11 protein-coding genes and 2 pseudogenes are annotated in these 23,820 nt (G+C 41.3%); 9 read left to right on the plus strand and 4 right to left on the minus strand.

Annotation, left to right across the window (positions count from 1 at the left end; genetic code table 11):
• Positions 1 to 5 precede the first annotated feature (5 nt).
• Genes SYN7509_RS0210650 through SYN7509_RS0210685 form a run of 8 tightly spaced genes read left to right on the plus strand, consistent with a single transcriptional unit; the run spans position 6 to position 21,271 of the window.
• Entirely contained in the window at positions 6 to 1,040 is a 1,035-nt protein-coding gene (locus SYN7509_RS0210650) for a TauD/TfdA family dioxygenase (protein WP_009631337.1), read from the plus strand.
• Between the two features lie 43 nt (positions 1,041 to 1,083).
• Positions 1,084 to 5,544: a non-ribosomal peptide synthetase gene (locus SYN7509_RS0210655; protein WP_028954239.1), complete on the plus strand. Its 4,461-nt coding sequence runs from the start codon at positions 1,084 to 1,086 to the stop codon at positions 5,542 to 5,544.
• Positions 5,544 to 8,789 (plus strand): non-ribosomal peptide synthetase, encoded by a 3,246-nt coding sequence (locus SYN7509_RS27605; protein WP_009630731.1) that lies wholly within the window; start codon positions 5,544 to 5,546, stop codon positions 8,787 to 8,789. The genes SYN7509_RS0210655 and SYN7509_RS27605 overlap by 1 nt, the downstream gene beginning before the upstream one ends.
• A 12-nt stretch (positions 8,790 to 8,801) precedes the next feature.
• Positions 8,802 to 13,406, plus strand: a complete 4,605-nt coding sequence (locus tag SYN7509_RS27610) for a non-ribosomal peptide synthetase (protein WP_009630730.1) — start codon at positions 8,802 to 8,804, stop codon at positions 13,404 to 13,406.
• Positions 13,406 to 17,674: a non-ribosomal peptide synthetase gene (locus SYN7509_RS0210670; RefSeq protein ID WP_009630728.1), complete on the plus strand. Its 4,269-nt coding sequence runs from the start codon at positions 13,406 to 13,408 to the stop codon at positions 17,672 to 17,674. The genes SYN7509_RS27610 and SYN7509_RS0210670 overlap by 1 nt, the downstream gene beginning before the upstream one ends.
• Before the next feature lie 39 nt (positions 17,675 to 17,713).
• Positions 17,714 to 19,108: an aspartate aminotransferase family protein gene (locus SYN7509_RS0210675; RefSeq protein ID WP_009630727.1), complete on the plus strand. Its 1,395-nt coding sequence runs from the start codon at positions 17,714 to 17,716 to the stop codon at positions 19,106 to 19,108.
• Between the two features lie 22 nt (positions 19,109 to 19,130).
• Positions 19,131 to 19,940: a cupin-like domain-containing protein gene (locus tag SYN7509_RS0210680; RefSeq protein ID WP_009630726.1), complete on the plus strand. Its 810-nt coding sequence runs from the start codon at positions 19,131 to 19,133 to the stop codon at positions 19,938 to 19,940.
• Positions 19,937 to 21,271, plus strand: a complete 1,335-nt coding sequence (locus SYN7509_RS0210685; protein ID WP_009630725.1) for an MFS transporter — start codon at positions 19,937 to 19,939, stop codon at positions 21,269 to 21,271. Before SYN7509_RS0210680 ends, SYN7509_RS0210685 begins: the two co-directional genes overlap by 4 nt.
• A gap of 307 nt (positions 21,272 to 21,578) precedes the next feature.
• Here the strand turns inward: SYN7509_RS0210685 and SYN7509_RS25665 are convergent, their stop codons facing one another.
• The 3 genes and pseudogenes from SYN7509_RS25665 to SYN7509_RS0210700 all read right to left on the minus strand — a co-directional run bounded on the left by SYN7509_RS25665 (position 21,579) and on the right by SYN7509_RS0210700 (position 22,651).
• Positions 21,579 to 22,154 (minus strand): IS630 family transposase, encoded by a 576-nt coding sequence (locus SYN7509_RS25665; protein ID WP_227501491.1) that lies wholly within the window; start codon positions 22,152 to 22,154, stop codon positions 21,579 to 21,581.
• Positions 22,148 to 22,279, minus strand: a pseudogene (locus tag SYN7509_RS31725) (winged helix-turn-helix domain-containing protein); the annotation flags it as partial. The gene SYN7509_RS25665 and the pseudogene SYN7509_RS31725, both read right to left, overlap by 7 nt.
• 18 nt (positions 22,280 to 22,297) lie before the next feature.
• A complete protein-coding gene (locus tag SYN7509_RS0210700; protein ID WP_009630723.1) occupies positions 22,298 to 22,651 on the minus strand; it encodes a helix-turn-helix domain-containing protein in 354 nt (117 codons plus the stop codon).
• A gap of 172 nt (positions 22,652 to 22,823) precedes the next feature.
• On the opposite strand from SYN7509_RS0210700, the gene SYN7509_RS0210705 reads away from it, so the two are divergent.
• Positions 22,824 to 23,582, plus strand: coding sequence for a helicase-related protein (locus tag SYN7509_RS0210705; protein ID WP_227501552.1), 759 nt, complete (start codon positions 22,824 to 22,826; stop codon positions 23,580 to 23,582).
• A gap of 147 nt (positions 23,583 to 23,729) precedes the next feature.
• On the opposite strand, the pseudogene SYN7509_RS31730 reads toward SYN7509_RS0210705, so the two are convergent.
• A pseudogene (locus SYN7509_RS31730) lies at positions 23,730 to 23,816 on the minus strand (hypothetical protein); the annotation flags it as partial.
• Between the last annotated feature and the right edge of the window lie 4 nt (positions 23,817 to 23,820).

The raw sequence follows: 23,820 nt of genomic DNA on the forward strand, positions 1-23,820 counted from the left end.
TTATTATGGAATCAACATCGCCAACATCTAACATTAAGCTAGGCAATATCCGCCGTAAATCTATCAATTTATCGCCAACACAATTAGTTAAAGTAGGCTTGCTTCCATCCAGGAAAATTCCCTTAGTTATTCAACCTGCTGTTGAAGGCTTGAACTTAGTAAAATGGGCGCAAGATAACCAAGATTTTATTGAAAAAAACTTGCTCCAACATCGAGCATTGCTATTTCGCGGTTTTAATATAAACACCAGCGATTTATTTAACCAATTTGTTAGCACTACCTCTAGCGGACAACTATTAGAATACCGCGATCGCTCCTCTCCCCGTCACGAAATTAGCAACAAAATTTATACTTCCACAGACTACCCCGCCGATCAAAGTATTTATCTCCACAACGAAGGTACATACTGGTTAACTTATCCCTTGAAAATTTACTTTTGTTGTCTTGTTGTAGCAGAACAAGGCGGGGAAACACCAATAGCAGATTGTCGCCAAGTCTTTGAAAGGATTAGCCCTCAAACTAGGCAAAAATTTATAGACAAAAACATTTTGTATGTTCGCAACTATAACGATGGATTTGGACTAACTTGGCAAACAGTATTTCAGACAGAAGACAAAGCCGTAGTAGAAGAATACTGTAATAAAAACGCTATTGAATATGAATGGAAAACAGGCGATCGCCTGCGTACTCGTTCCTATCGCCAAGCGATTGCCAAGCATCCAATTACAGGCGAATTATCGTGGTTTAATCATGCTGCTTTTTTCCATGTCTCCACCCTCGAACCTAGTTTGCAAGAAGCTTTACTAGCAGAATTTAAACAAGAAGATTTACCAAATAATACTTATTACGGCAATGGTTCGCAAATTGAGCCAGAAATATTAGCAGAAATTAGAACAGCTTATCAACAAGAAAAAATAATGTTTCCCTGGGAACAAGGAGATTTATTAATGTTAGATAATCTTTCTGTAGCTCACAGCCGCACCCCATTTATAGGTAAGCGCAAAGTAGTAGTAGCAATGACAGATCCAGTTAAAAAATAAAAGTTTAAAAAATAATTGTAGTTAATCAAAAATATTTTCAATTATGCAATCAACAACTCTTACAGGCTACAGACTCTCTCCTCAGCAAGAACATTTATGGCAATTTAATCCTACTGCTAACAGCCAATGTAGCATTACAATCCAAGGCAACCTTAACCCAGAAATATTAAAATCTGCCATCCAAAATATTGTCAGCCAGTATGAAATTTTCCGCACCAACTTTGATTGTTTACCACAAACAAAAGTTCCCGTACAAATCATACGCGATCGCCAATCAATTTCTCTCGATTATCATGAGTGGGATACCTTGCCAATCCCCACCCAAAATCTAAAAATAGCCGAACTATTTCAACAACAAAGCTATAAAAATGTCAATTCAGAAACAGGATCGTTATTACAACTAACCTTAGTTAAACTTTCCGCAAACAAACACGTATTATTAGTAACTTTACCTACGGCGATCGCTGATGTAATTAGCTTGCAAAACTTCGTTCAAGAAATTAGCATTTTTTACACTGCGGCTATCAACAATCAAGAAGTAGATAACGACATACTCCAGTATGCAGATATAGCCGAATGGCAACACGAATTACTACTAGAAGCAGAAGGAAAAGCTTATTGGGAAAACAAAAACATTTTGTGTTCACCTATTAAGCTACCTTTTGAACAGCACCTTAAGCAAGATATTCAATATCAATTATTGAAGGTCGATATTGTCAAGCAAAAAAATGACAACTTACCTGCAAATTATGCAAGCTGGCTGTTAACTTGCTGGATAGTTTTATTGTGGCGAAATACTGACGTTACGGAAATAACTATAAATAGCTTATACGACGGACGCAAGCACGAAGAATTGAGATCGGCAATCGGACTATTTGCTAAATATTTACCTTTAGTATGTTCTTTGAAGCCAGATTTATCTTTTAGCCAAGTATGGCAACAAGTTCAATCATCTGTGAATGAAGCATATCAATGGCAGGATTATTTTGTTGGGCAACAAAACGACCAGGATTTTACTGATTTACCAATAGCTTTTGATTTTATAGAGCGATCGCCACAATATACAGCAGGTGAAATCTTTTTTGCAATATCCCAGCAGTACGCTTGTATTGGTAGATGCAAATTAAAACTATCGTGCTGGCATCAAAACGACAATTTAGTATTAGAGTTGCACTACGATTCTCTTATATACCAAGCTCAAGATATTTGTAGATTAACAGAGCAATTTCAACAGCTATTGACGAGTGCTACCAATAATCCACAAACATTAATCAGCGAACTAGAAATACTAGGCGATCGCGAAAAGCATCAATTACTAACTGAATTTAATAATACCCAAACTACTCTCCCCAGTTACCAATTAATTCACCAATTATTTGCAGCACAAGTAGCACGTACTCCAGATAATATTGCGGTAATATTTCAAGAGCAAAAATTAACCTACGACGAACTTAATAAACGTGCCGACCAATTAGCCAACTACCTGCAACAACTAGGCGTTAAACCAGAAACCGTAGTCGGAATTTGTGTAGAGAAGTCGCTAGAAATGATAATTGGGATTCTTGCCATTCTCAAAGCAGGCGGTGCTTACCTACCATTAGATCCAGCCTACCCTCAAGAGCGGTTAGCTTTTATTCTTCAAGATACCCAAGCACCGATAGTCTTAACTCAGCAAAAACTCGTCCAAAATTTACCCACACATCTAGCAAAAGTTCTTTGCTTAGATGCAGATTTGCAAGATACTGAAGCTGCAAGCCAATCTAGTTATGCTGTAACTTCAACCAATTTAGCTTACATAATCTACACCTCCGGCTCTACAGGCAAACCTAAAGGCGTACAAATCAGCCATCAAAATTTAGTCCATTCCACTCAAGCGCGGATTAATTACTACTCTGAACCTGCTAGGAATTTCTTATTACTTTCATCCTTCGCTTTTGATAGTTCTGTAGCTGGTATTTTCTGGACTTTATGCTCTGGTGGCGCTCTCATACTTCCGCAAGCAAAAGGAGAACAAGACATTCCTTATCTCCTCGATCTAATTACCCAACATCAAATATCCCACGTCTTAACCCTGTCTTCCTTGTATGCAATTGTTTTAGAACAGGCAAAACCAGCACAGTTAGCCTCACTACAAAACGTTATTGTCGCTGGTGAGTCTTGTTTACCTGCGTTAGTCAACCATCATCAGCAACTACTTCCTCAAACATCCTTATATAACGAATATGGCCCTACTGAAGGGACTGTTTGGAGTAGCGCAACCAAACTGACAGTACCAGTATCTATCGGTCGTCCGATCGCAAATACGCAAATTTATCTACTCAACTCCTGTCTCCATCCCGTTCCCTTGGGCATGGCTGGTGAAGTGTATATTAGTGGCGATGGTATAGCAAGAGGCTACCACAATCGTCCTGATTTGACCGCCGAACGCTTTATTCCTCATCCTTTTAGTGACGTGCAAGGATTGCGGCTTTACAAAACAGGTGATCTAGCTCGCTATTTGGCAGATGGAAATATTGAATTTTTGGGACGAATTGACCAACAAGTAAAAATTCGCGGCTTCCGCATTGAATTAGGCGAAATTGAAACCGCAATAATGCAACATCCCAGTATCCGCACCAGTATCGTTGTTGCTCGAAATGATGTAAGCGACTTCCAGCGTCTAATAGCCTATATCATCCCTGAATCAGGAAAAATAGCGCCTACTCTTACCCAAATACATCAATTCCTCCAACCGCAGCTACCAGAGTACATGATGCCCTCAGCGCTCGTGGGTATTATCTCAATTCCTCGGCTTCCCAATGGCAAAATTGATCTCAAAGCATTACCAGAGCCGGAATTATCTAGAACTTTTGTTGCTCCGCGTACTATTACAGAAAAGACTTTAACCACTATTTGGCAACAAGTTTTACGCCTGGAACAAGTAGGCATCCATGATAATTTTTTTGAGTTAGGCGGAGATTCTATTGTCAGCATTCAGATGGTCAGCAAAGCCAATCAAGCAGGGTTAAAGCTTACTCCCAGACAGATATTCGAGCAACCAACGATTGCTCAATTAGGTGCGATCGCACTTTTAACTCCAACGACTCTAATAGATCAAGGATTAGTTACAGGTGCAGTACCCCTTACACCGATTCAGCACTGGTTTTTGGCACAAAATCAACCCGACGCGTACCACTGGAATCAGTCACTATTATTAGAAGTTGCGCCCGGAAGTAACCCCGATTTGTGGGAACAGATAGTACAGCATTTACTTAACCATCACGATGCACTGCGCTTGATTTTTCAGCAACAAGAATCTGGCTGGCAACAAACTATTGGCTCTCAGCAAAGGGAAGTATTTACAACAGTAGATTTATCAGCATTGCCAGAAAGTGAGCAAAAAATAGCAATAGAAGCTACCGCCACCAAATTGCAAGCTAGTTTGAATTTAGCAGAATCGCTAGTAAGGTTTGTGTGGTTTGACTTGGGGCGATCGCCTAGTCGTTTATTAATTATCGTTCATCACTTAGCTATAGATGGCGTTTCTTGGCGGATTTTAATTGAAGACTTGCAAACTGCCTATCAGCAACTTAGCCAAGGTGAGGGGATTGCTTTGCCTGATAAAACAACGTCGTGGCAAACATGGGCGTTGCATTTACAAGAGTATTCCCAGTCTTTGCCACAACTAAATTACTGGTCAACACAATTGCAAAAACCCGTGACAGCTTTACCTGTGGATGATGCGGGGGGCAAAAATACTGTAGCAGAGGCTAATACTGTATCTGTATATCTGAGCCAGCAAGAAACCCAAGCTTTATTGCAAGAAGTACATCAGGCTTATCGCACCCAAATTAATGATGTGTTGCTGACGGCGCTATTACAAGTTTTTACTCAGTGGACAGGAGAAAGTTCGCTCTTTGTGGAATTGGAAGGACACGGGCGCGAGGAAATGTTTGCTGATGTAGATTTGTCGCGGACAATTGGCTGGTTTACTACTCATTTTCCTGTACGGCTGGAATGGCAAGGAAGCGATTTAGGCAATAGCTTGAAGGCTGTTAAAGAGCAATTGCGGTCGTTGCCCGATCGCGGATTTGATTATGGTGTACTGCGCTATCTCAGTAATGCAAGGGAAAAATTGCTAGTACCTCAAGCTGAAGTCTTGTTTAACTATTTAGGTCAAACCGACCAAATATTGTCATCATCGCTGTTTGCACCCGCCGCAGAGTCGATTGGGGGAAACCGCAGCCTACGAGGAAGGCGGAATTATTTGCTAGAAATTACCGCCGTTGTGGTAGGCGATCGCTTACAAGTTAATTGGACTTACAGCCAACAAATCCATCACCGCACCACGATTGAGAATTTGGCAGCAGATTTTATAGCCAAGTTGCGATCGCTAATTGCCTATTGCCAAGCACCCCCAGACGCAGGCTACACGCCTTCAGACTTTCCCCAAGCCAAACTCAACTCTCAAGACTTAAATAAGTTTTTGGCAAAGTTCAACCGCTCATCGGAGGAGACAAACTAATGAATACAGCCAATATTGAAAACATTTACGAACTTTCCCCCGTACAACAAGGTTTACTTTTTCACAGCCTGTATGAATCTGACGGCGCTTATTTTGTCCAGTTGAGCTATAGCTTTGATGGATTATTAGATATTGTCGCCTTTACGCAAGCTTGGCAAAAAGTTTTAGAGCGCCACGAACCCTTGCGTACAAGTTTTTATTGGGAAGGGATTGATAAACCTTTGCAAGTTGTCAACAAACAGGTAGATTTGCCCCTCAAACAATTAGATTGGCGGGAAATAGCCCCAGAGGAACAACAAATTAAATTTCAGGATTTGTTGTTGAGCGATCGCCAACGAGGGTTTAATTTATCTACGGAATCTTTGTTGCGTCTAACATTGATTCGTTTAGGCGATCGCGCTTATCAATTTGTTTGGAGTTCTCACCACATCATCTTAGATGGTTGGTCAACAGCTTTAGTATTCAAAGACTTTGTTTTGCTCTACCAAGCTTTTTGTCAAGGTAAAGATATAACTTTACCTTCTAGCAGTTGCTTCGCTGATTATATTGCGTGGTTGCAACAGCAAGACTTAAACCAAGCAGAAACTTTTTGGCGGCGACTTCTTAAAGGAGTACAAGCACCTACACCCCTAACCAATCTTGAAGTCAATAACCTATCTCTTCAAGTAGAAAAATATGACGAACAACGGATTAAACTATCGGTTGCAACTACAGATAAGCTCAAAACTTGGGCAAAACAACATCAACTAACCTTAAACACCTTAGTACAAGGAGCGTGGGCTTTACTCCTGAGTCGCTATAGCGGTCAAAATGATATAGTTTACGGCGTAACCGTTTCCGGTCGTCCCGTTGACCTGCCAAATGCTGAATCGATGGTAGGAATGTTTATTAATACTCTACCTTTGCGGGTTCGAGTAGATGCCCAAATGTTTTTGCTACCTTGGCTTGAGCAACTCCAGCATCAATTACTAGAAATCCGTCAGTATGAGTACAGCCCTTTAGTTGAGATTCAAGGTTGGAGCGAAATACCGCGAGGAGTGCCGTTATTTGAGAGCATATTAGTATTTGAAAACTACCCCGTCGATCAGGCGCTGCAAAATTGGCAAGCAGATTTAGAAATTCGCAATCTTAGCGCTGTCGATAACACCAATTATCCGCTCACAATTAGCGCTATACCTGGGATTGAGTTAGAACTAAGAATTGAGTGCGATCGCCACCGTTTCGATACTTCGACTATTTCTCGAATGTTGGGACACTTGCAAACGTTACTAACAGCAATGGTTTTCAATTCCGAAGTACGCTTGCACGAGTTACCGCTATTAACCGCCGCCGAGAAACAGTTATTAGTAGATTGGAATAAAACAACTACTAACTATCCGCACCAGTGCATTCATCAGTTATTTGCCCAACAGGTAGAAAAAACACCAGATGCAGTAGCCGTAGTGTTTGAAGGTCAAAGCCTAACTTATCAACAATTAAACCTACAGGCGAATCAATTAGCGCATTACTTGCAGAAGTTAGGAGTCGGCGCAGAGGTCTTAGTAGGGATTTGTCTAGAACGCAGCTTAGATATGGCGATCGCAGTTTTAGCTGTCTTCAAAGCTGGCGGTGCTTACGTCCCCCTAGATCCCGATCGACCTTTGCAGCAACTAACTTTTATGTTGCAGGATGCGGGTTGTCAGATTTTACTAACTCACAAACATTTAGCCGCCGATTTTGAGTCAGGACAAATAATTTATTTAGATGCAGATCGGGGAATAATTTCTCAAGAATCACAATTACAACCTCACAGTACAGTTGCACCGGAAAACCTGGCATACCTCATTTATACCTCTGGTTCTACAGGACTTGCTAAAGGGGTAATGGTGACTCATAGCAGCTTGACTAATGCCTATTTTGGTTGGGAAGCAGCTTATCAACTGCAAAATATTAGCTGTCATCTGCAAATGGCGAATTTCTGCTTTGATGTTTTTGTAGGCGATTTAGTTCGGGCTTTGTGTTCTGGAGGCAAATTAGTTTTATGTCCCCGCGACTATCTTTTAGAACCCGCCGCGCTGTACTCTTTGCTGCGCCAGCATCAAGTAGACTGCGCCGAATTTGTCCCCGCAGTTTTAACTAATCTCGTTCAGTATTTAGCCAAAAGTCAACAGCGCCTTGATTTTATGCGGCTAGTAATTTGTGGTTCTGATAGTTGGTATGGCGCAGAATATCAAAAAATTCAAGCAGTGTTAGGCGATCGCGCGCGTCTAATTAATTCCTATGGTTTAACTGAAACTACTATTGACAGTTCCTACTTTGAAACAGTTACAGGTAACTTATCAATAGAGCAATTAGTCCCCATTGGTAGACCTTTCGCTAATACTCAACTTTACATCTTAGATCCTTATCTACAACCAGTCCCGATTGGAGTATGTGGCGAACTTTATATTGGCGGTTCAAGTTTGGCTAGAGGTTATCATCACCGCCCAGAATTGACCGCCGAAAGATTTATTCCCGATGGTTTTAGCGATCCAGGTAGCCGGATGTACAAAACTGGCGATTTAGCCCGTTATCTCCCAGATGGCAACATTGCTTTTATAGGTAGAGTTGATTATCAAGTCAAAATTCGCGGTTTTCGGCTTGAATTAGGGGAAATTGAAGCCATCCTCAGCCAACACCCAGCCGTAGAAAAAGTTGTAGTTGTAGCTAGAGAAGATGAACTCGGAAAACGCTTAGTAGCTTACATTCAGTGTCAAGATGTTATTTTGCAATTGCGCGATTTTCTGCAATCAAAGTTACCGCAATACGCCATTCCTTCAGCGTTTGTATTGCTTCGCGCGCTGCCACTTTTAGCTAATGGTAAGGTTGATCGGCGATCGCTACCCCAAATCGATCTAGCAGCGAATCTCGATACCTTTATGCCCCCTCGCACCCCTATAGAGGAAGTATTAGCAGGCATTTGGGCAAAAATTCTCCGTGTTGAAAAAGTAGGCATTCACAACAATTTCTTTGAGTTGGGGGGACATTCTTTACTTGCAACTCAAGTTGTTTCTCGCCTCCGCGAAGCTTTTAAAGTTCAGCTACCTTTACGGGCGTTATTTGAATCGCCAACCGTTGCGACTTTAGCGCAAAGCTTAATTACTTACGAGTTAAAGCCAGGAATGACTAAGAAAATCGCCCAAATATTGCAACAGATTGAGGGAATGTCCGCAGAAGATGCGAAAACTGCGTTGCAAAGTAAGAAAGCGGTTAAATCTGTTAATTAATTAGGAAATACGATGGAAAACTTATATTTACAAGCTGAAAAACTGGAACTGTTGGATTACTTATTAGCAGAAGCAGAAATTACATCTTCTCAACCAACAATTGCGCCGCGCTCAAGTTCTGAGAATTTGCCCTTATCTTTTGCTCAACAACGTTTATGGTTTCTCAATCAGTTAAAACCAAACAGTCCTTTTTACAATATTTCTGCGGCTTTGCGCTTGAAAGGCGTACTCAATATTACCGCCTTAGAAAATAGTTTTAACGAAATTATCCGGCGACACGAAGTTTTGCGAACGGCATTTACTGTTGTTGATGGGCAACCGATTCAAGTTGTTACTCCCTGCCAAAAGTTAACTATTAAATTAATCGATCTTACTAATTTATCAATTGTAGAACGTGAAGTTGAGGTACAAAAACTAGCGGTTCAAGAAGTTGGGCAACCTTTCAACTTAGGATCTGGGCTTTTGGTTAGAAGTACATTGTTACGTCTGGGCGAGTCAGAACATATATTAGTGTTTGCTATGCACCACATTGTTAGCGATGGTTGGTCAATAGATGTGTTGGTGCAGGAGGTAGCAACGTTATACGAATGTTACTGTAACGGCAAACCATCCCCTTTACCAGATTTAACTATTCAGTACGCCGACTATGCAGTTTGGCAACGACAGTATTTACAAGGGGAAGTTTTAGAACGTCAGCTTGATTACTGGAAGCAGCAACTAGGAAGCAATTTACCAGTTTTAGAGTTGCCTACAGATCGATCGCGATCGCATAGCCAATCTTTTCGCGGTGCAAGTCAATCTTTTTACCTCCCTCAAAACTTAGTTATTGCGCTTAAAAGCCTCAGCCAGCAGGAAAGTTGTACTTTGTTTATGACTTTTTTGGCAGCTTTTCAAGTGTTACTTTCTCGTTATGCGGGAATGAGGGATATTGTTATCGGTACGCCAATTGCCAACCGCGATCGCACGGAAACCGAAAGGTTAATTGGCTTTTTTGTCAATACTTTAGTATTGCGGACTGATTTGTCAGATAATCCTAGCTTTCGAGAACTATTAAAGCGGGTACGGGAGACAACTTTAGGTGCTTACGATCATCAAGATTTGCCTTTCGATTTATTGGTAGAAGCTTTAAATCCGCAGCGAGATTTGAGTCATACGCCTTTGTTTCAAGTAATGTTTGTCTGGCAAAATACGTCAATGTCCCAAGTAGAACTATCTGGTTTGACTTGGGAAACTGTAGAGACTGATAGCAAAACAGCTAAGTTTGATTTGACTTTATTAATGGACGAAACCGAGTTAGGGCTAAGGGGTGCATTGGAATATAACACCGATTTGTTTGAGGCGACAACTATTAGCCGAATGGTAGAACATTTACAGATTGTTCTTGAGGGTATTGTTGCAAATCCTAGTCAGTCCGTCTCCCAAATCCCTCTAACCCCGCAGCTAGATTGGAATTTTACTAAAGCTGAATATGTTTTAGATCGCTGCATTCATGAGTTATTTAGCGATCGCGCCGCCCAAACACCCGAAGCCGTCGCCGTTGTATTTGCTGACAAACAATTAACTTACAAGCAGCTAAATACTCAGGCAAATCAGTTAGCGCATTACCTGCAAAAACTAGGTGTTCGTCCCGATTCTTTGGTAGGTATTTGTGTCGAACGTTCCTTAGAAATGGTGGTAGGACTTTTAGGCATTCTCAAAGCTGGAGGCGCTTATTTACCTCTAGATCCCGATTACCCCCAAGAACGGTTGGCATTTATGTTAGAAGATGCGGGTATATCAATATTACTGACTCAGGAAAGATTAGCTAATTTGCTGCCCGAACAAGCACAAGTCATTTGTTTAGATAGTGACTGGGAAGAAATCGCCCAAGCAAGTCAGGACAACCTCAATAGCACTGTACAACCGGAAAACATCGCCTATGCCATTTATACATCTGGTTCTACAGGCGTTCCTAAAGCTGTAATGATTCCCCATAGGGCAATTTGCAATCATATGTTATGGATGCAAGGGGAATTTCCTTTAACACCCGCAGATTGCGTACTTCAGAAAACCCCCTTTAGCTTCGATGCGTCTGTTTGGGAATTTTACGCCCCTCTATTGGCTGGTGGTAAATTACTGTTAGCCCAACCTGGCGGACATCAAGACAATACTTATTTAGTTGACCTAATTGCCGCCCAACAAGTAACTATTTTGCAATTAGTACCCACGCAACTAGGATCGCTATTAGAAGATCCAAGAATCGCCCACTGTCAAAGTTTGCGGCGGGTATTTTGTGGCGGGGAAGTATTAACTACTGACTTGCAACAGCGATTTTTTAGCTGTTTACCAAAGGTAGAACTGTACAATCTTTATGGCCCGACTGAAGCAACGATTGATACTACCTTTTGGCGATGTCAGTTTGAGGATGAATATAGAGTAGTACCGATTGGCAATGCGATCGCCAATGTGCAAGTTTATGTCTTAGACTCCTACCTCCAGTTAGTTCCTGTAGGTGTAGCTGGCGAAATTTATATTGGTGGTGATAGTTTAGCGCGCTGTTATGGCAATTTCCCAGATTTGACCGCCCAAAAGTTTATTCCTCATCCTTTTGCTACGGGGAAGCGCCTATATAAAACTGGAGATTTGGGGCGTTATCGAACCGATGGCGCGCTCGAATTTCTCGGTCGTATTGATAGCCAAGTAAAGTTAAGAGGTTTTCGCATTGAGTTAGGAGAAATCGAAGCGCAACTGGGCCAACACCCCAATGTAAAACAAAACGTTGCGATCATCCGGGAAGACGTACCAAGTCAACAGCGCTTAGTAGCTTATATTATTGCTCGTCAGCCGTCCCCCACCGTTAGCGAACTGCGGAGTTTTTTAAAACAGAGACTACCCGACTATACAATTCCAGCTATCTTTATTTTCTTAGATGTTTTGCCACTTTTACCCAATGGCAAGATAGACCGAAATTCTTTACCATTACCCGATCTTCAGAGATCGAATTTAGAGTTTACCGCGCCCCGTAACTCTATTGAAGCAACCTTAGTTCAAATTTGGAGCCAAGTTTTACAAATAGAAAATATTGGCGTAGATGATAACTTTTTTGAATTGGGTGGTGACTCAATTCTCAGCTTGCAGGTAATCGCCAAAGCCAATCAAGCAGGTTTGCAACTATCGCCTAAGCAAATATTTGAGGAGCAAACGATCGCTCAATTAGCCAAAGTTGCTAGTACAACAACAGTATTGCAGGCAGAACAAGGACTTGTTACGGGTTCTCTACCTTTAACACCTATTCAACACTGGTTTTTTGAGCAGGAACTTACCGATCTGCACCATTGGAATCAGGCAGTTATGCTAGAAGTGCCTCAAACAAGCGATCGCCAAATTTGGGAGCAAGTAGTTCAAAAACTGCTCGAACATCATGATGTTCTGCGATCGCACTTTACCCAAACGGCATCTATTTGTCCTTCTCCCGCTAATACACCACCTTTTACCGTTGTTGATTTATCAGCTTTGCCTGTAAGTCAGCAAAAGCAGGCAATTGAGACTACCGCCGCCACTTTGCAAGCAAGCTTAAACTTATCTGGGCAATTAGTAAAAGTTGTCTTATTTCAACTAGGAAGGGAACAGCCTAGCCGATTATTAGCGATCGCTCATCATCTAATTATCGATGGTGTTTCTTGGCGCATATTACTAGAAGACTTGCAAACAGCTTATCAGCAGCTTAGTCACGGTCAAATAATTGAACTACCAGCAAAAACAACCTCTTTCAAACAGTGGGCGGAACAACTAAGAATATACGCTCAATCTAGCGCCGTAGAATCCGAGCGAGATTACTGGCTTAGTCAAGCTTATTTACAGCCTCTACCCGTAGATTTTACCAATGGTGAAAATATTGAAGCTACGGCGGCTACTGTATCGGTTTCCCTTAGCCAGCAAGAAACCCAAGCTTTGTTACAGGAAATACCCGCCGCCTATCAAACTCAAATTAATGATGTATTACTAACGGCATTAGTCCAAGCTTTTTCGCAGTGGACGGGGGTAAATTCCCTCTTAATTGACTTAGAAGGTCACGGACGAGAAGATATTATTCCTAATATTGACTTATCGCGGACAATTGGCTGGTTTACTACTATTTTCCCCGTATATTTGCACCTAGAATCAAATAGCGCCCCAGAAACGGCATTAAAGACGATCAAAGAGCAATTGCGTAGCATCCCGCACCGAGGAATTAATTATGGTGTATTGCGCTATCTTTGCCGAGACGAGGGGCTGCAAGCACTGCCCCAAGCGGAAGTGAAGTTTAATTACTTAGGTCAGTTCGACCGAGTATTGTCTATATTTCAAAGCGCGTCCGAATCTAGCGGTTTAACTCAAAGCCCACGCGGAAAGCGTAACTGTTTATTAGAGATCAATGGATTAATTATCGAAAATCAGTTGCGCCTAAATTGGACTTACAGCCAAGCCGTACATCAACACACCACCGTTACTAAGTTAGCTGAGAGCTTTATTAGTGCATTGCGATCGCTAATTGCTCACTGTAAATCTCCCAATGCTGGCGGTTACACGCCTACAGATTTTCCCCAAATGCAATTTTCGCAACAAGAACTAGACAGCTTAATTGCTGAACTAAACTAATGAATAAAAAAAATATCGAAAATATCTACCCGCTTTCGCCTACGCAGCAAGGCATACTATTTCATACTCTCCACGCGCCAGAGTCAGGAGTTTATGTTGTGCAAAGTTGCTATACGTTTAGCCAAACTCTTGACATAGTAGCTTTTCAACAAGCTTGGCAACAAGTTATTAACCGACATCCAATTTTACGAACTTCTTTTCATTGGCAACAATATAAAGAGCCGTTTCAGGTAGTTCATAAGTCCGTAACTATACCTTGGCAATATTACGACTGGCAAAACTCCTCAGAAATTGAGCAGCAATTAGCAGCTTTTTTACAAGCAGACTGCAAGCAGGGATTCGATCTTACTCACCCGCCGCTATTGCGTTTAACTCTAATCCAAATAGCCGAAAATACTTATCATTTTGTTTGGAGTAGCCACCATTTAATTTTAGATGGATGGTCGACAGCCTTAGTTCTCCAGCAAGTATTTCTTTCTTATGCAGGAATAAGCGATCGCTCCTGTGCAACGCGCCCCTACGCAGACTATATTAACTGGTTGCAACAACAAGACTTGTCCCAAGCCGAAACCTTTTGGCGCAAGACACTCCAAGGATTTACTGCACCTACTGCGCTAAAGTTAGGGAAATCAACAGGTTATAGTAACCAGTCGCTCAAATTATCCGCAGTCACCACCGCCGCGCTGCAATCAATAGCACGACAGCACAGATTAACCTTAAACACTCTCTTACAAGGCGCTTGGGCTATCCTTCTAGCTCGTTATAGTGGTGAGGAAGATGTTGTCTTTGGGGCAACATCTTCCGGTCGTCCACCTACCTTAGTTGGCTCAGAATCAATGGTAGGGTTATTTATCAACACCTTGCCAGTACGAGTACAGGTGTCGGGCAAAGCCTTACTAATACCCTGGTTGCAACAACTCCAAGCGCGACAAGTAGAGGCACAACAGTACGAATATAGCCCCCTCGTACAAGTACAAACTTGGAGCGATGTACCGCGCGATGTGCCTTTATTTGAAAGCATTTTAGTATTCGAGAATTACCCTGTAGACGCTGGCTTGCAACAATGGGCAACAGAAATGCAAGTTCACCAAATTCAATCTGTAGAATCAACCAATTATGCGATCGCTCTAAAAGCTGGAGTTAGTAACGAGCTATCTTTAGAAATTTTAAGCGATCGCGCCTCCACTACAATCAAACGAATGTTAGGTCATTTGCAAACATTATTAGAGGGTGTGGTAGAAAATCCCCAAAGTGCGATCGCTTCTTTACCATTACTAACCACCGCCGAACAAAAGCAACTACTAGAGTGGAACAATACCCAAACTGATTACTCTCAAGACAAGTGCATTCAGCAATTATTTGAAACCCAAGCAGCGCAAACCCCAGAAGCCGTCGCCGTAGTATTTGCAGACCAATATTTGACTTATCAACAACTAAACAGCCGTGCTAACCAATTGGCGCACCATCTGCAAAAACTCAATGTGGGGTTAGAGGTTCCGGTTGCTATTTGCTTAGAGCGTTCTTTAGAGATGGTTATCGGTATTCTAGCCATTCTCAAAGCTGGGGGAACTTATGTACCAATCGATCCAGCTTCTCCTCAGGAACGATTAACGGCGGTATTAGCAGATGTCCAAGCGCCAGTATTTTTAACTCAAAAACAGTTATTAACCAAACTTGCACCCATCAATACTAAAGTTATTTGCTTAGATGCAGATTGGCAGAATATCCGCTTAGAAAGCGAGAAAAATCTATCCGTTGCTGTCACTCCTGACAACCTAGCCTACATTATGTACACCTCTGGTTCTACAGGCATCCCCAAAGGTGTAAGCGTCTTACATAAGGGTGTAGTGCGGTTAGTTAAAGCAACGAATTACGCTCAATTAAACGCTCAAGAAGTATTTTTGCAAGCTGCGCCGATTTCCTTTGATGCAGCGACTTTTGAGATTTGGGGCTGTTTGTTAAATGGCGCAAAATTAGTATTGTTTCCCGGTGACATCGCCTCTTTATTGACTCTAGGGCAAGTAATTCGCCAACATCAAATTACAACACTGTGGCTGACAGCAAGCTTGTTTCACCTCATGGTAGACGAGCAACTAGAAGATTTACAGACAGTAAAACAAATTTTGGCGGGTGGCGATGTGCTATCTGTTTCCCACGTTCAAAAATTACTGCAATCTCAAAATTGTCAGCTAATTAACGGCTACGGGCCTACCGAAAATACTACATTTAGCTGTTGTTATCCAGTTACAGACGCGCGCTATTTAGAAAATATCCCTATTGGTCGTGCGATCGCCAACACCCAAGTTTATATCTTAGATCGCTATCTGCACCTGCTTCCGATCGGTGTTAGCGGCGAAATCTACGTTGGTGGCGATGGTTTAGCCAGACACTATCACCGTCGCCCAGAATTAACCGCTAGTAGCTTTATTCCCCATCCTTTTAGTAAAACTCCTGGGGCGCGACTTTATAAAACGGGGGATTTAGGACGCTATCGGGAGGATGGCAATATCGAATTTTTGGGAAGAAGCGATCGCCAAGTAAAAGTTAGAGGCTTCCGCATTGAGTTAGGAGAAATCGAAGCGGCAATTTCCCAATATCCCCAGGTAAAGCAAGCAGTAGTAACAGCAAATAACGAGCAATTAGTCGCCTATGTTGTTATAGAACCATCCTTAATTGACGACTTGCGCGGCTGGTTGCAATTGAAACTACCTAAATATATGCTGCCATCAGTCTTTATACCTCTGACAGCCCTACCACTAAATGTTAATGGCAAGGTTGATCGCCGACTATTACCAGCGCCACAGTTGCATTTATCACAAAAGCAGACCTATGTATTACCACGTACCACCCAAGAAACTCAACTGGCACATATCTGGGCAGAGATTTTAGGCTTAGAACGGGTAGGGATTCACGATGACTTTTTTGCCCTGGGCGGTCATTCCTTGGCGATCGTGCGGCTATTTGCACGAATTAGGCAAACGTTTGCGGTGGATATCCCAATTCAAACTATATTTACAGCCCCTACGGTAGCTGAATTTGCTCAAAAACTGTTATCAGATACTCCTACATCGCCAGTTTTCGATCTTCAAGCTGAAGCCGTCCTCGATTTAGAAATTGCTTGCTCAAAAAAATATATTCCCGTCGCCAAACCTGCAAGTATTTTCTTAACAGGAGCTACTGGATTTTTAGGTGCATTCTTACTTGCTGAACTACTGCAACAAACTAGAGCAGATATTTATTGCTTAGTACGTGCAGCCAATGGGGAAGCTGCTAAACACAAGATTCAAGACACTTTTACCTTTTACTCCCTCAATGATGTTGGGCAAAGTTCGAGAATTATTCCTGTTGTGGGAGACTTATCGCAGCCGCTATTAGGACTTAGCGAGTTACAGTTTGTAGCCTTAGCAGAAAAAATCGATGTTATTTACCACAATGGCGCGTGGGTTCATCATGCTTCCCCCTACTCTACTCTCAAGGCGGCGAACGTCTTAGGAACTCAAGAAATTTTACGATTAGCCAGCCAAATTAAAATCAAGCCAGTACATTTTATTTCTACTATTAGCGTCTTCTCGGCGGCTGGAGAAGCAGGCTTAAACGTAGTTTCAGAAGATTCTAGCCTAGACGAGATTTCCGTTCCAGAGGGCGGCTATGCACAAACTAAATGGGTAGCAGAAAAGTTAATTAAGATTGCAGGCGATCGTGGTTTACCCATTTCTATTTATAGACCAGGACGAATTTCTGGACATAGCCAAACTGGTGCATTCAATCCCAATGACCTTTTATCTAGGTTACTCGTAGGTTGCCTACACTTGGGCAGTTTCCCAGAAGAAGAACGTCTAGAAGGACTAGCACCCGTAGATTATGTTAGTAAATCTATTGTCTATTTATCACAACAACCAGCATCTTTAGGCAAAGCATTTCACCTATTAAATCCTCAGCCGTTTGAATTACAAATGCTGTTCAAGGTTATTCATTCCTTTGGCTACCCATTAAAACAGATTTCTAGCGATTCCTGGCAAGCCGAATTAGCTTTAATTGGCGATCGTTCCCCCGAACATCCCTTGTATCCTTTGATTCCGCTACTGCACGCAAACAAAAAATCACCGCCGACAACACTAAACTTTGACTGTGAAAATACCCTGCAAAGCCTCAACAATAGCTCAATTATTTGTCCATCCACCGATGAAAAATTACTTAGTCTCTACCTATCTCATATAATTCGCAACAACTTAGACTCTCTAACCCAAAAAGATATTATTCACAAATAATTTTTCCTTCCACTTCGCGTCCTTTATTAATCCAATCTCATGCAAAAAAGTATTTCTCCTGTATCGCCAAACGTCCAAAGCAACTATTTATCAGAGTTTATCGCTCAATATAGCGATCGCACCAAAACATCTAAACAACTTGCTCAAATTCACCGTGCTACCTTAGCCGATAACCGAGTTTCCGCAGGTTTTAACCTAGCACTTAAAGAAATATGCTATCCCATAGTTGCTAAAAAATCTCTTGGTTCTAAAATTTGGGACGCAGACGGCAACGAATATATTGATGTTGTTATGGGGTTTGGTATCAACCTATTTGGTCACAATCCCCCTTTTATCAAAGCCGCACTCTTAGAACAATTAGATAAAGGCACTCACTTAGGAGTACAAACAGAATTAGCGGGCGAAGTAGCACAGTTAATTACTGAAATGACAGGTATGGAAAGAGTTGCTTTTAGTAATACAGGTACAGAAGCAATTATGACCGCAATTCGTATTGCTAGAGCTACTACAAATCGTCACAAAATTGCTATATTTTCCGGTTCTTATCACGGTCATTTTGATGGCACGTTAGTTGAAACCAAAGAAATAAATGGTAATTTCACTACCGTTCCCGTAGATTCAGGTACACCACCGAATTTTGCAGAAGATGTTTTAGTTTTAGATTATGGCAATTGGCGATCGCTCGATATTATCAAAGCAAACAAAAATGAATTAGCAGCTATTTTAGTTGAACCAGTCCAAAGTAGCCGGATTGATTTTCAACCGCGTGAATTTCTCCATCAATTAAGGCAATTAACAACTCAATTAGACATTGCTTTAATTTTTGATGAAATGGTTTCAGGCTTTCGCATTCATCCTGGCGGCGCGCAAGATTGGTTTAATATTACCGCCGATATAGCTACCTACGGCAAAATTATCGGTGGCGGAATGCCCATTGGCGTTATTGCTGGTAAAGCTAAATATATGGATAAAATTGATGGCGGAATGTGGAGTTATGGCGATTCTTCTTATCCTCAAGTTAAGCAAACTTTTTTTGCAGGTACGCATTGCAAACATCCTCTATCCTTAGCCGCCGCAAAAGTTGTACTACAACACCTTAAAGATCAGGGAGCAGTTTTACAAACCCAGCTAAATCAGCGTACAACCCAGTTTATTCAAACCTTAAATACTTATTTTGAATCTGGAGAAATACCTATTAAACTGATCAGTTTTGGTTCGGTGTTTGGGGCTGCTAATTCGACATCAAGTAGCAATTCTAGCGATTCATCATCTTTGGGATTAAGCCTATTATCTTATCATTTAATTCACAAAGGCATATTAAGTAGAGGTGGTAGCGGATTCTTATCTACAGCCCATACAGATGAAGATATCAATTGTATAGTTCGGGCTGTTCAAGACAGTATTAGTGACTTGCAATTGGGCGGCTTGTTGTAAAAGTAATACCCAGAAAAGAGTTATGAATATTCAACCTATCCAGCGTATTGAAAACCCATCAGTTCTTGAATTCCAAACAAAGTTTGGCTTACAAAGTAAACCAGTAATTATTTCTGGTGTTGCTAATGAGTGGTCAGCATCTTCTTTATGGCAACCCGAAATGTTTAAAGATATGTTTGGTGATGTAGCTGCACCTCTAAGAGCTAGTGATAATGAAATTGATGTTTTCTTTGGGCAATCGAAAGAATCAAAAGTAATATCAATCGCTGAATATATAGATAGCATTAATTCAACCGATATAAATGGACAGCGCCCAGCCTATCTAGGTAATATTCCCCTCAATTCACCGCTAACTCAACAGTATTTTGACAAAATTAAATCTCATTTTAGTTTTCCTAACTACTTGCCGGAAAATAGCGGCAATGAAATACGTTTATGGATTGGTGCTACTAATCAAAAGTCAACAATTCATAATGATAACTATCACAACTTTAATGCTCAAATATTTGGAAAAAAAACATTTTTACTTTTTCCACCAGAGGAGTATGAAAAGTTATCGATTGTCAAGATTGATGACGAATTATGGTCAAGTCCCATTGATCCCCAAAAACCAGATTTAGATAAATTTCCTAGTTTCAAGGAAATTAGTGGATTAGAAGCTGAATTACAGGCAGGAGATATACTTTTTATCCCGGCTTTTTGGTGGCATCAAGCACGAACAATTACAACGGCAATTAATCTCAATATGTGGGTTTTTACTGAAAATATTTGTAAAACTTGGCAAGAACATCCTGCCTTTAGCAAAGCTGTAAGTACAGGATATAAATTTTGAATGCCGCAGATATTCAAAAAACTAATCTCCGCACCTTTGTAATTATTTGGGCAAGTCAAGTAGCCTCTATACTTGGCTCAGAAATGACTAATTTTGCTATAACTATTTGGGCGTGGAATATTACAGGTAAAGCTACATCATTATCTTTGATTATCCTCTTTACCCAAATTTCTAGATTAATAGCAGCAATGTTTGCAGGCATATTAGTTGATCGGTGTGATCGCAAATTACTAATGATCTTAGGAGATACCGCCGCCGGGATATCAACTATTGCTATATTTATCCTCCTGACAACCAATCGCCTAGAAATTTGGCATCTCTACATTACCGCAGCTTTTAGCGGACTATTTGGTTATTTTCAGCATTTAGCATACTCCGCTTCTATATCGGCGCTTGTACCCAAACAACATTACACGCGAGCGGCGGCTTTGTGCAATCATGTGGGACAATTTGGTTCAAATATCATTGCCCCAGGACTAGCCGGAGCGCTTTATTATCAGATTGGTCTGCAAGGTATTTTGACTATTGATATTTCTACTTTTGCGATCGCTATCTGCACAATATATTTTGTCCAAATCCCCCAACCTGTCGTTAAGCGAGAACCAGAACAACAAAAACTTTGGCAAAATCTAACTTTCGGTTGGCGCTACATTTTAAAAAATCCTAGCTTGCGATCGCTACTAATATTTCTCCTTATTTTCAACTTCCTTGATTACGCAATTTCTGGTATCCACGCCTCATTAATTTTGTCCCGCAGTCATAACAACACCGCAGTATTTGCCAGCGTCCAATCTGCGATCGGTCTGGGTGGTGTAATTGGTGCGGTATCGCTGAGTGTGTGGGGTGGGTTTAAACGCCGCATTCATGGGATGTTGCTAGGAACAGTATTAAGTTATGGCTGTATGGTAGTGTTTGGATTAGGAAATTTACCCGCAACTTGGATATTAGCTGGTTTTTTCACCGCCGTATTTTGGTCATCTATTAGTAGTTCAGAGCAAGCAATCTGGTTATCTAAAGTCCCACCAGAAGTACAAGGACGAGTCTTTGCTAATCGTTATTTGCTTACCCAGCTTGCTGCACCAATGGGACTTGCGATCGCTGGACCATTGGCTGACAAATTTTTCCAGCCTGCTATGCTGCCTGGAGGGATTCTAGCAAATACATTTGGCGGCTTACTTGGTAATGATTACAGTTCTGGGATCGCCTTGCAATACACCCTCTTTGCTTTCTGTGGTGTACTGCTGGGTTTAAGCGGATACACCCGGAGTAAATTGCGAAATATTGAACTTGTTATTCCCGACTATGAGGTTAACAACAAAAGCACAATATAAAAGTCCTAAATGATTTCTGAAAAGTATTAATAGGTAAATAAAAAGTTTAGGAAATGCAAAGATTTGACGATAGGTTACCAACTCAAACAGAAACTGTACTATACCAAAAGATTTGCACAGATAGAACTGTAGCTGGATTTTGTTACAAAATTTCGTTGATTTTTTCAGAGCTATGACCGAATAACACTAAGTGAAGAAAAAGCATTAGCGACGAGACACTCCTGACGTAATAGAGGCAGATACAGTGTAGACACTGTTGGCGAAATATTGCTTAACAAGGGATAAAATTTTGAAAACGCTCGTCATACTAAGTTGCAGTCTGAGGTAGTATTTTAAGATGAGAAAAGTAAGTCATTGAACGCAGGCGCTCACAACTAGAAGAAAGTTCAAGCAAGCCTTGACACAGAACATCTTCTACTTGTGCTAGAGATGAAAAGGCTTGATTATAAAAATGATTTTCGCGAATGTCCTCCCAGATATGTTCAACAGGCATTAACTCTGGGCTATAGGCGGGTTGAAAAATCAACCGGATGTTTTCGGGAACTGTTAAACAGTTAGAACGATGCCAAGAAGCTTTATCCAGTTGTAAAATCACAAAATAATCGTCAAATTCTTTAGAAACTTGCGCCAAAAATAAATTCATCATCTTAGTATTAGCGTAGGGTAAAATTAAGCAAGTCATTAAGCCTAATTGAGGCGCTACGGCGGCGTAAGCATAAACATATTGTCTGACTTGTTGCTTAGGTACAATTGGACGTACACCTAGTGGACACCAGCAAGCTCTGACTTCTCCGATCCGCCCAAACCTCCCTTCATCTCCTGCCATCAATACTATTGGTCTAGTATCAGATGGGTTCCTGGTTTGATTTATCTGCTCTACCAAGCTGGAGAAGTTTTTTTAAATTCATCAATGGCACTAGGATCTTTTTTCGGGTGACAAGACCTTGGCACAATCTTACGCCATTGATGTCGTTCTAACAATCGATAAATTGTCGTCTTATGCACTAGAAAACCACATTTTAGTTCCTAAGCAAGTTTGATTTGAATTGCAGTGGCTATTTGACCACAACGGGCTTTTTCTTTGAACCCATCTATTAGTTGTTTTTCCTCGTCCCAACTTAAATAACAATTACGCCTACCTCCTTTGCCGGGAGTAGATAATCCAATTTCTCCAGTGCGATTATATTGCTGAATTACTTTTCTCACAAATCCTTCAGACACTCCACAATGACGCGCTATCTCGGCGGAGGTTCTAGGGTCTACTAGGGCATTGTAGATCACCAGCCATTTTTGTTTATTCCAATGGGATGATGCTAACTTTACTTTCTGCCTGACCATTTCTAAGTCTAAATGAGGATAAGCTTGCGTTACTTGACCCATATATACATTTATCTTTCACAATTTTCTTGCTCTTATTACTCTACTACCTCTGATCACAACTTAGTATGACCTAGAAAACGTTGTAGCGTCTGTCGATCCCATTGCCCTACAAGATGAAATTAGAACGCTAAATAAGCTAGTTAAACTAGCCAAAGACCTAGAAAACCGTGAAATAGAGTCCAAGTTACAGCGTTTAAAGCAATTATTGGTAAAAGAGGGTTTCTTTAATGATCCCAAAATGAAATTGCTGATCTTCACCGAGCATAAAGATACCCTTGATTTTCTTGCTGGTGATGGTAAACACGAGCGTCCTTTAGGCTTGCTCAAACAGTGGGGACTAAGCGTGACCCAGATTCATGGGGGCATGAAAGTAGGCGATCGCAATACTCCTAATAGTCGCATTTATGCCGAGCGCGAATTTAAAGAAAGCTGTCAAATTCTCGTAGCAACCGAAGCCGCCGGAGAGGGCATCAACCTTCAGTTTTGTTGGCTGATGATTAACTACGACATTCCTAGGGATCCCGTGCGCTTAGAGCAACGGATGGGGAGAATCCACCGTTACGGACAGGAAAAGGATTGCTTAATTTTTAACTTTGTCTCTACTAATACCCGCGAAGGTAGCGTGTTTTGGAAGCTATTCGAGCGCATCCAAAAAATTGAAGCAGACCTCGACCCCGAACGGACGGGGAAAGTTTTTAACGTCTTGGGCGATGTCTTTCCCGCCAATCAAATTGAAAAAATGCTGCGGGATATGTACGCGCGTAATTTAACAGAAGAGGTGATTAAAGATCGGATTGTCGATCAAGTGGATAGCGATCGCTTTCGCCGGATTACAAAATCGGCATTAGAGGGACTGGCAAAGCGCGAACTAAATTTATCTACAAACCTAACTGGGGTGCAACGGCGGCATAAGCGTAAACCTATTGTCTAACTTGTTGCTTAGGTACAATTGGACGCATACCTTTTGGACACCAGCAAGCTCTGACTTCTCCTATACGCCCAAACCTACCCTCATCTCCCGCCATTAATACTATTGGTCTAGTATCAGATGGATTCCTGGTTTGATTTATTTGCCTAACTAAAGACGAGAAGTTTTTTTAAATTCATCAATGGCACTAGGGTCTTTTTTTGGATGAGAAGACCTTGGCACAATTTTGCGCCATTGATGC

Origin of the sequence: Synechocystis sp. PCC 7509 (assembly GCF_000332075.2) — a bacterium.
GTDB lineage: Bacteria > Cyanobacteriota > Cyanobacteriia > Cyanobacteriales > Chroococcidiopsidaceae > Aliterella.